Origin of the sequence: Mesorhizobium sp. M7A.F.Ca.CA.002.05.1.1, assembly GCF_003998335.1 — a bacterium.
Taxonomy (GTDB): Bacteria; Pseudomonadota; Alphaproteobacteria; order Rhizobiales; family Rhizobiaceae; genus Mesorhizobium.
In genome coordinates this window covers 1-8,136 of sequence record NZ_RZQI01000190.1, presented here as the reverse complement: position 1 = coordinate 8,136, position 8,136 = coordinate 1, and the positions used below count along the sequence as shown (strand labels likewise).

Genomic DNA, 8,136 nt, shown 5'->3' with positions numbered 1-8,136 from the left:
CACCTTCGTCATCCTAGGGCGGAGCGACGCGAAGCGGAGCGCAGACCCTAGGATCCATGCCGTGACGACAAGGAAAATGCAGCGGTGCAGAATTCTGTTCCGCTGCATTCTTCGGCAGATGTCGCGGCATGGATCCTCGGGTCTGCGCTGCGTCGCTGCGCTCCTTGCTCCGCCCGTGGATGACGACGAGAGAGATGTTTAGGCCAATCCCCGAGGTTTGCGATCTGCCGCCGAAAGAGGCTATAGATTCTCGCTGCCAATAGCTTCCAACCCATGTCGAGGAACTAGCGAACACATCTGTTCGAGCGGAAACCCTGCCATGCTTCAACGGCATCTGGTATATGACTAGCGAAGCCATCTAGCGAGTAGTGCCCTTGAACTGGCATCTTAAGGACGCGAAGAACAATCTGGCGAAACTCGTACGGCAGGCGCGGGAACAAGGGCCACAAACCATCACGGTGCGCGGAAAGCCAACTGCTGTCGTACTCTCCCCCGAGGACTACGACCGACTGGTCGGCGCAACACCTTCGCTTGCGGAATATCTTCTCTCAGGTCCCGTGTGGGATGACGACTTCGTCGAGGAGGTCAATCGCCGCCCGAAGACGAAGATCCGAGTTATAGACTTATAATCCGCATACTCATGCGAACCTCGTTCGGTGAATGCAGCGGGCGCTTTTCTGATGGCGGCATTAGATGCGGTGAGGGGTTATAGGCCAACTCGGCGGGCTCGTTGAGCCAGCAATTGGAAACGAAACGTACCGTTCCTATTTGCTTTGCGTCATCACAAACTCTCTGGAGCCGCCACCATGCGCTACAACCAGCTTGGAAATACGGGGATGTTCGTCTCCGAACTGTGCCTCGGCACCATGACCTTCGGCGCCGCCGGTCAGAATGCCCAATGGGGCCTGATCGCCAGCCTCGACCAGAAGGGTGTCAACGAGATCGTTGCCCATTCGCTCGCCGCCGGCGTGAATTTCTTCGATACGGCCGACGTCTACTCCTTTGGCGAATCCGAACGGCTGCTCGGCCAGTCGCTCAGGGATCTCGGTGTGAACAGGCAGAACGTGGTCATCGCCACCAAGGCGCATGGCGCCATGGGCGAAGGCTCCAACCAGCGCGGCTCGTCACGCGGCCACATCATGGACTCGGTCGATGCCAGCTTAGAGCGGCTGCAGCTCGACCATATCGATCTTTACCAGCTGCACGGCACCGACACCGTGACGCCGATCGACGAAACGCTGCGGGCGCTCGACGATCTCGTTGCCAGCGGCAAGGTTCGCTATGTCGGCGTCTCCAACTGGGCGGCATGGCGCATCGCCAAGGCGCTCGGCATCGCCGAGCGCAAGGGCTTTGCCCGTTTCGAGACCGTCCAGTCCTATTATTCGATCGCCGGCCGCGACCTCGAGCGCGAGATCGTGCCGCTGCTCAACGAAGAGAAGCTCGGCCTGATGGTGTGGTCGCCGATGGCCGGTGGCCTGCTCTCCGGCAAGTACGGCCCCGGCGCGCCCGGCAATGGCGAAGGCCGCCGCGCGTCCTTCAACTTCCCGCCGGTCAACGAAGACCGCGCCTGGGCCGCGGTGGCCGTCATGCGCGAAATCGCCAAAAAGCATGATGTCAGCGTCGCCACGGTGGCGCTCGGCTATGTCCTGGCCAAGCCCTTCGTGATGAGCGTCATCATCGGCGCCAGCCGCATGGAGCAGCTGGAGCAGAACCTTGCCGCGACTGAAGTGAAGCTCGACACCGACGATCTGCTTCGTCTCGACGAGGTCAGCGCCCTGCCGTCCGAATATCCCGGCTGGATGCTGGAGCGCCAGGCAGTGGGCCGCCGCCCGGCGCCGTTCACGCCGAAAGCATAAATACAGCCCACGCTGACATCCCGGGAGCCGTGGCTCCGGAGATGTCAGCTCAGCCGGACGCTCTCTCCGAGAAAATCGAGAAAGGCACGCACCCGCGCCGGCAGATGCCGGCCCTGGCCGACATAGACGGCGTGGGTCGGCTCCTCGTCGCCCGGATTGAATGCCTCCAGCAGCGACACCAGCCGGCCGGCCGCCATGTCTTCCGCCACATGCCAGCGCGCCAGCCGGGCGATGCCTGCGCCCGCCAGCGCCATCAGCCGCATCGCCTCACCATCGCTGACCAGCGTGTTGCCGGTGATGGGAACCATGATGGCGCGGCCGTCCGCGTCGAGGAACGGCCAGCCATCGAGATGCCTGACGAAGCCGAAGCCCATGCGGTTATTCCTGTCGAGATCGGCTGGCGTCAGCGGCGTGCCCTGCGTTTCGAGGTAGGAAGGTGCTGCAACGACCACCACAGGGCTTTGCCCCAGCTTGCGCGCCACCAGCCGTGACTCACTCAGCGGCCCGGCACGGATAGCGACATCGGCGCGTTCCGCCATCAGGTCGATGACGCTGTCGGTCAGCACCAGATCGACCGAAATCTCGGGGTAGCGTTCGAGGAAGCGTGGCAGAAGCGGGATCAGCCGGTGTACCCCGAAGGGCACGTAGCTGTTGACGCGCAACCGTCCGCGCGGTGAAGCACCCGCCGCCGCCTCCTGCTCGGCCGCCGCCATGTCGGCGAGGATGCGCAGGCCGCTCTCGTAGAACGCGGTACCTTCCGGCGTCAGTTGCAGCTTTCGCGTCGAGCGGCTGACCAGCCGCGCGCCAAGCCGGGCCTCCAGCCGCGCGATCAGCTTGCTCACCGCCGACGGTGTCATGCGCAACGCGCGTGCCGCGGAGGAAAAACTGCCTTCCTCGACGACGCGCACGAACACTTCGATCTCGCCGGAGCGATTGATATCGGGCCTGGCCATTTGTGAATCTATTTCACAGAAAATGTGCCCAAGGCAAGTCTGGTTCACAATGCAGGGAAGCACGATCTCAGGGGTCGGGGCGCGGGACGGCGCTCTTCGCCATCGAAGTGGAAACCGCCATGCCTCTTGCTCTTTACGCGCTTGCCGCCGGTGCCTTCGGCATCGGCGTCACCGAATTCGTCATCATGGGTCTGCTGCTCGATGTCAGCAAGGATCTCGGCGTTTCGATCACGGCCGCCGGCCAGCTCATTTCGGGCTATGCGCTCGGCGTCGTCATCGGCGCGCCCCTGCTGACCATCGCCACCGGCAACTGGCCACGCAAGACCGTGCTTCTGGCACTGATGGCGATCTTCACGCTTGGCAATCTCGCCTGTGCGCTGGCCCCCGATTACTGGACGCTGATGGGCGCCCGCATTATCACCGCCTTCGCCCACGGCACATTCTTTGGCGTCGGCTCTGTCGTCGCCACCGGGCTGGTCGCACCCAACAGACAAGCCTCGGCGATCGCGCTGATGTTCACCGGTCTGACCATCGCCAACATCCTCGGCGTGCCCTTCGGCACCTGGCTCGGCCAGGCCTTCGGCTGGCGAGCGACCTTCTGGGCGGTGACATTGGTCGGCGTGGCGGCCTTCGCCGTCATCCTGGCTCTGGTGCCACGCAGCCGGACGGCGCCCGAAAAGAGCGATCTGCGCGCCGATCTCGCCGTGCTGCGCCGCACGCCCGTCCTGCTCGGCCTCGCCACCACGGTGCTCGGCTATGCCGGCGTCTTCGCCGTCTTCACCTATATCGCACCACTGCTGACCGAGATCAGCGGCTTCAAGGAAGCGGCCGTGTCGCCGATCCTGCTCGTCTTCGGCGGCGGTCTCATCGCCGGCAATTTGCTTGGCGGCAAGGTCGCCGACCGCTGGCTGGTGCCGGCCGTGCTGGGCAGTCTCGTGGTGCTGGCCCTGGTGCTCGCCACCATGAGCTTCGCCATCCACAGCCAGGTCATGGCCGTCATCTATGTCGGCCTGCTCGGTGCCGCCGCCTTCGCCACAGTGGCGCCGCTGCAGATGTGGGTGCTGGACAAGGCGCAAGGTGCCGGCCAGAGCCTCGCCTCGTCCTTCAACATCGCCGCCTTCAATCTCGGCAATGCGGCAGGCGCCTGGCTTGGTGGTGCGGTGATTGCCCATGGCCTTGGCCTGGGCTCCCTTACCTGGGTCGCCGCCCTGCTGCCGCTCGCGGCACTCGGTGTGGCGGGGCTGGCGCTGCGTCTCGATCGCACCGCCACGCTCGGCGAGCCTGCCTCCATCCGGTCGTGACCGTCCTCTGCAAACCCGCTTCCCACACCCTTCATTCCACAGGAGTAAAAAGATGGACTACCGACGTCTCGGTGCATCGGGCCTGAAAGTGCCCGCACTCTCATTCGGCGCGGGAACCTTTGGCGGCTCCGGCCCGCTGTTCGGCGCCTGGGGCAACAGCGACGCCAGGGAGGCGCGGCGGCTGATCGACATTTGCCTGGAGGCCGGCGTCAATTTGTTCGACACCGCCGACGTCTATTCGAACGGCGCCTCGGAAGAGGTGCTTGGCGAAGCCATAAAAGGCCGCCGCGATGCCGTCCTGATATCGACCAAGACCGCGCTGCCGATGGGCGACGGACCGGCTGACTATGGCTCTTCCCGGTCGCGGTTGATCAAGTCGGTGGACGCCGCGCTGAAGCGCCTCGGCACTGACTATATCGACCTGTTGCAACTGCACGCTTTCGATGCCGGGACGCCGATCGAGGAGGTCTTGTCGACGCTGGACGAACTCGTGCGCGCCGGCAAACTGCGCTATGTCGGCGTCTCCAATTTCTCCGGCTGGCAAGTGATGAAGTCGCTGGCGCAAGCCGACAAGCACGGTTATCCGCGCTATGTCGCGCACCAGGTCTACTACTCGCTGGTCGGCCGCGACTACGAATGGGAGCTGATGCCGCTCGGCCTCGACCAGGGCGTTGGCGCGCTCGTGTGGAGCCCGCTTGGCTGGGGCCGCCTGACCGGCAAGATCCGCCGTGGCCAGCCCTTGCCGGAAAAGAGCCGGCTGCACGACACGGCAAGCTTCGGACCGCCGGTCGAGGACGAGCATCTCTATCGGGTGATGGATGCGCTCGATGCGGTGGCGCAGGAAACCGGCAAGACCGTGCCGCAGATCGCCATCAACTGGCTCCTGCAGCGCCCGACCGTGTCGTCGGTCATCATTGGCGCCCGCAACGAGGAACAGCTTCGCCAGAACCTCGGCGCCGTCGGCTGGACCTTGACGCCGGAGCAGATCGGGAAACTCGACGCCGCAAGCGAAGTCACCGCGCCCTACCCGTACTTCCCGTATCGGCGGCAGGAAGGCTTTGCCCGGCTGAACCCGCCGGCTGTTTGATTAAGTCACAGTCTTACGTTCCGGGGCCGCCATAGAGACATTTGGGGGTAGCCGAAGCCCCTCAACTTCGTCATCCACGGGCGGAGCAGCCGCGAAGCGGCGTCGCGAAGACCCGAGGATCCATGCCGCGACCTTGGCCGTAAAGTGCAGCGGAGCAGAATTCTGCACCGTTGTGACGCTTCGGAGTCCCGGCATGGATCCTCGGGTCTGCGCCGCGTCGCTTCGCTCCTTGCTTCGCCCGTGGATGACGACGCGATAGGCGTTTGCGCCAACCACTAATGGTCGACAAAATGCCTGCCTACTGCTCTCAGTGCAGCACGAACTCCCCATCCACCTTGCGCCACTCATTCGGCGCGATCAGCTTCTGGTGGGTGTAGCTGATCGAATGCAGCGGCCCGTCCAGCTTGGCCTTCCAGAATTCGATGAACTTGATCAGCACCGGAAACTTCGGCGCCAGATCGTAGTCCTGCCAGATGAAGCTCTGCAGCAGATGCGGGTGATCGGGAAAGTGATAGAGAATCTTGGCCGTGGTCAAGCCATAGCCTTTGAGCATCAGGTCCATTTCGGCATGGTCGCGCATTACGGTCCCCAGGTTGATTCGCCTGTCCTCCCATGGCTGATTGTGCGCGCCGCTGATTAATCGTCTATTGATTTTTTCTTCATCTGAACCGGCTTTAGCATGCGAAAACATGCAGTTAGCAGCGCACTTGGCCGAGTGCTGACAGCCTCGGGGAAGCCCCCTGCGGCATCCCGCCGCGCGAATCCAACGTCTAATGTTGCCGTAACGGCGGAACTGGTAATAATGCCGCCGAATTCGCGGCCCTGTCGCCGCGATCCCGCCGGCATTTCAAGCCGGCGATTGGTTCGGGAGGAAAGTCAGGAATGTCCGAGGTTCATGTCCATCGCGTCCAGCCGGCGTGGAAGAAAAACGCGCTGATCGACAATGACACCTACCTGAAATGGTATGCCGACAGCGTCAAGAACCCGGACAAATTCTGGGGCAAGCACGGCAAGCGCATCGACTGGTTCAAGCCCTTCAGCAAGGTCAAGAACACCTCCTTCGACGGCAAGGTCTCGATCAAATGGTTCGAGGACGGACTGACCAACGTTTCCTACAACTGCATCGACCGGCACCTGAAGAAGCGCGGCAACCAGACCGCCATTATCTGGGAAGGCGACAATCCCTACGATGACAAGAAGGTCACCTATAACGAGCTCTACGAGCATGTCTGCCGGCTCGCCAATGTGATGAAGAAACACGGCGTCAAGAAAGGTGATCGCGTTACCATCTACATGCCGATGATCCCGGAAGCCGCCTATGCGATGCTGGCCTGCACGCGTATCGGCGCCGTCCATTCGATCGTCTTCGGCGGTTTCTCGCCGGATGCGCTGGCCGGCCGCATCGACGACTGCAAGTCGACCTTCGTCATCACGGCTGATGAAGGCCTGCGCGGCGGCAAGCCCATCCCTTTGAAGGAAAACACCGACAAGGCGATCGAGATCGCCGCGAAAGCCGGAACGAAAGTCGAAAAGGTGGTGGTCGTGCGCCGCACCGGCGGCAAGACCGGCTGGGTTTCAGGCCGCGACGTCTGGTACCACGACGAGGTCGCGACGGTGAAAGCCGAATGCAAGCCCGAGAAGATGAAGGCCGAGGACCCGCTGTTCATCCTCTACACATCGGGTTCGACCGGCAAGCCGAAGGGCGTGCTGCACACCACCGCCGGCTATCTCGTCTACGTCTCGATGACCCACCAATATGTCTTCGATTACCATGACGGCGACATCTACTGGTGCACCGCCGATGTCGGCTGGGTCACCGGCCACAGCTACATCGTCTACGGCCCGCTCGCCAACGGCGCCACCACGCTGATGTTCGAAGGCGTGCCGAATTATCCGTCGCAGTCGCGCTTCTGGGAAGTCATCGACAAGCACAAGGTCAACATCTTCTACACCGCGCCGACGGCGCTGCGCGCGCTGATGGGCGCCGGCGACGCGCATGTCGCCAAGACATCGCGCAAGTCGCTGCGCGTACTGGGTTCGGTCGGCGAACCGATCAATCCGGAAGCCTGGGAGTGGTATTTCAACATCGTCGGCAACGGCAAGGTGCCGATCGTCGACACCTGGTGGCAGACCGAGACCGGCGGCATCCTGATCACGCCGCTGCCCGGCGCCACCGACCTCAAGGCGGGATCGGCGACGCGGCCTTTCTTCGGCGTCAAGCCGCAGCTGGTCGACGGCGAGGGCAAGGTGCTGGAAGGTGCGGCCGACGGCAATCTGTGCATCACCGATTCCTGGCCGGGCCAGATGCGCACCGTCTATGGCGACCACGACCGCTTCGTGCAGACCTATTTTTCGACCTACAAGGGCAAGTATTTCACCGGTGACGGCTGCCGCCGTGACGCCGACGGCTATTACTGGATCACCGGCCGCGTCGACGACGTCATCAACGTCTCCGGCCATCGCATGGGCACGGCCGAGGTCGAATCCGCACTGGTCAGCCACGACAAGGTTTCGGAAGCCGCCGTCGTCGGCTATCCGCACGACATCAAGGGACAGGGCATCTACTGCTACGTCACGCTGATGGCCGGCGAGCAGCCGAGCGAGGAGCTGCGCAAGGAGCTGGTCGCCCATGTCCGCAAGGAGATCGGCGCCATCGCTTCGCCCGACAAGCTCCAGTTCGCGCCCGGCCTGCCGAAGACGCGTTCCGGCAAGATCATGCGCCGCATCCTGCGCAAGATTGCCGAGGACGATTTTTCAGCGCTCGGCGATACTTCGACGCTCGCCGATCCGGCCGTCGTCGATGATTTGGTCGCCAACCGGCAAAACAAGAAGAGCTGATGCAGGCAGCGCTTGGCACTGTCAGTGAGCTTTGGCGCTATCCGGCGAGTTCGCTTGCCGGCGAGCGCCGGGAGACAATCTCGGTCGACATCGAGAGCATT

7 protein-coding genes and 1 pseudogene are annotated in these 8,136 nt (G+C 63.1%); 6 read left to right on the top strand and 2 right to left on the bottom strand.

Annotated features, from left to right (window positions below):
• Window positions 1-374: 374 nt before the first annotated feature.
• Both EN939_RS12410 and EN939_RS12405 read left to right on the top strand, forming a co-directional pair.
• Complete coding sequence (locus tag EN939_RS12410; RefSeq protein ID WP_127268248.1) at window positions 375-629, top strand: type II toxin-antitoxin system Phd/YefM family antitoxin; 255 nt, start codon at window positions 375-377, stop codon at window positions 627-629.
• Window positions 630-806: 177 nt separating this feature from the next.
• Complete coding sequence (locus EN939_RS12405; RefSeq protein WP_127268247.1) at window positions 807-1,856, top strand: aldo/keto reductase; 1,050 nt, start codon at window positions 807-809, stop codon at window positions 1,854-1,856.
• 44 nt (window positions 1,857-1,900) lie between these two features.
• Here the strand turns inward: EN939_RS12405 and EN939_RS12400 are convergent, their stop codons facing one another.
• Window positions 1,901-2,809, bottom strand: coding sequence for a LysR substrate-binding domain-containing protein (locus EN939_RS12400; protein WP_127268246.1), 909 nt, complete (start codon window positions 2,807-2,809; stop codon window positions 1,901-1,903).
• Between the two features lie 119 nt (window positions 2,810-2,928).
• On the opposite strand from EN939_RS12400, the gene EN939_RS12395 reads away from it, so the two are divergent.
• The gene (locus EN939_RS12395) at window positions 2,929-4,110 is read left to right on the top strand and encodes an MFS transporter (protein ID WP_127268245.1); all 1,182 of its coding nucleotides are present in this window, start codon (window positions 2,929-2,931) and stop codon (window positions 4,108-4,110) included.
• A 52-nt stretch (window positions 4,111-4,162) separates the two neighbouring features.
• Window positions 4,163-5,197, top strand: coding sequence for an aldo/keto reductase (locus tag EN939_RS12390; RefSeq protein ID WP_127268244.1), 1,035 nt, complete (start codon window positions 4,163-4,165; stop codon window positions 5,195-5,197).
• Window positions 5,198-5,504: 307 nt separating this feature from the next.
• Here the strand turns inward: EN939_RS12390 and EN939_RS12385 are convergent, their stop codons facing one another.
• On the bottom strand, window positions 5,505-5,777 hold the full coding sequence (locus EN939_RS12385) for an usg protein (RefSeq protein WP_013529022.1): 273 nt from the start codon (window positions 5,775-5,777) through the stop codon (window positions 5,505-5,507).
• Between the two features lie 302 nt (window positions 5,778-6,079).
• Between EN939_RS12385 and acs the strand changes: the two genes are divergently transcribed.
• Complete coding sequence (gene acs, locus EN939_RS12380; protein WP_127268243.1) at window positions 6,080-8,035, top strand: acetate--CoA ligase; 1,956 nt, start codon at window positions 6,080-6,082, stop codon at window positions 8,033-8,035.
• Window positions 8,035-8,136, top strand: a pseudogene (locus EN939_RS39030) (MOSC domain-containing protein); the annotation flags it as partial. The gene acs and the pseudogene EN939_RS39030, both read left to right, overlap by 1 nt.

What these genes read in the sequence shown, in the direction of transcription:
- EN939_RS12395 (WP_127268245.1), top strand. Translation starts at nt 2,929, where the DNA reads ATGCCTCTTGCTCTTTACGCGCTTGCCGCCGGTGCCTTCGGCATCGGC.
- EN939_RS12400 (WP_127268246.1), bottom strand. Translation starts at nt 2,809, where the DNA reads ATGGCCAGGCCCGATATCAATCGCTCCGGCGAGATCGAAGTGTTCGTG.
- EN939_RS12390 (WP_127268244.1), top strand. Translation starts at nt 4,163, where the DNA reads ATGGACTACCGACGTCTCGGTGCATCGGGCCTGAAAGTGCCCGCACTC.
- EN939_RS12405 (WP_127268247.1), top strand. Translation starts at nt 807, where the DNA reads ATGCGCTACAACCAGCTTGGAAATACGGGGATGTTCGTCTCCGAACTG.
- acs (WP_127268243.1), top strand. Translation starts at nt 6,080, where the DNA reads ATGTCCGAGGTTCATGTCCATCGCGTCCAGCCGGCGTGGAAGAAAAAC.
- EN939_RS12385 (WP_013529022.1), bottom strand. Translation starts at nt 5,777, where the DNA reads ATGCGCGACCATGCCGAAATGGACCTGATGCTCAAAGGCTATGGCTTG.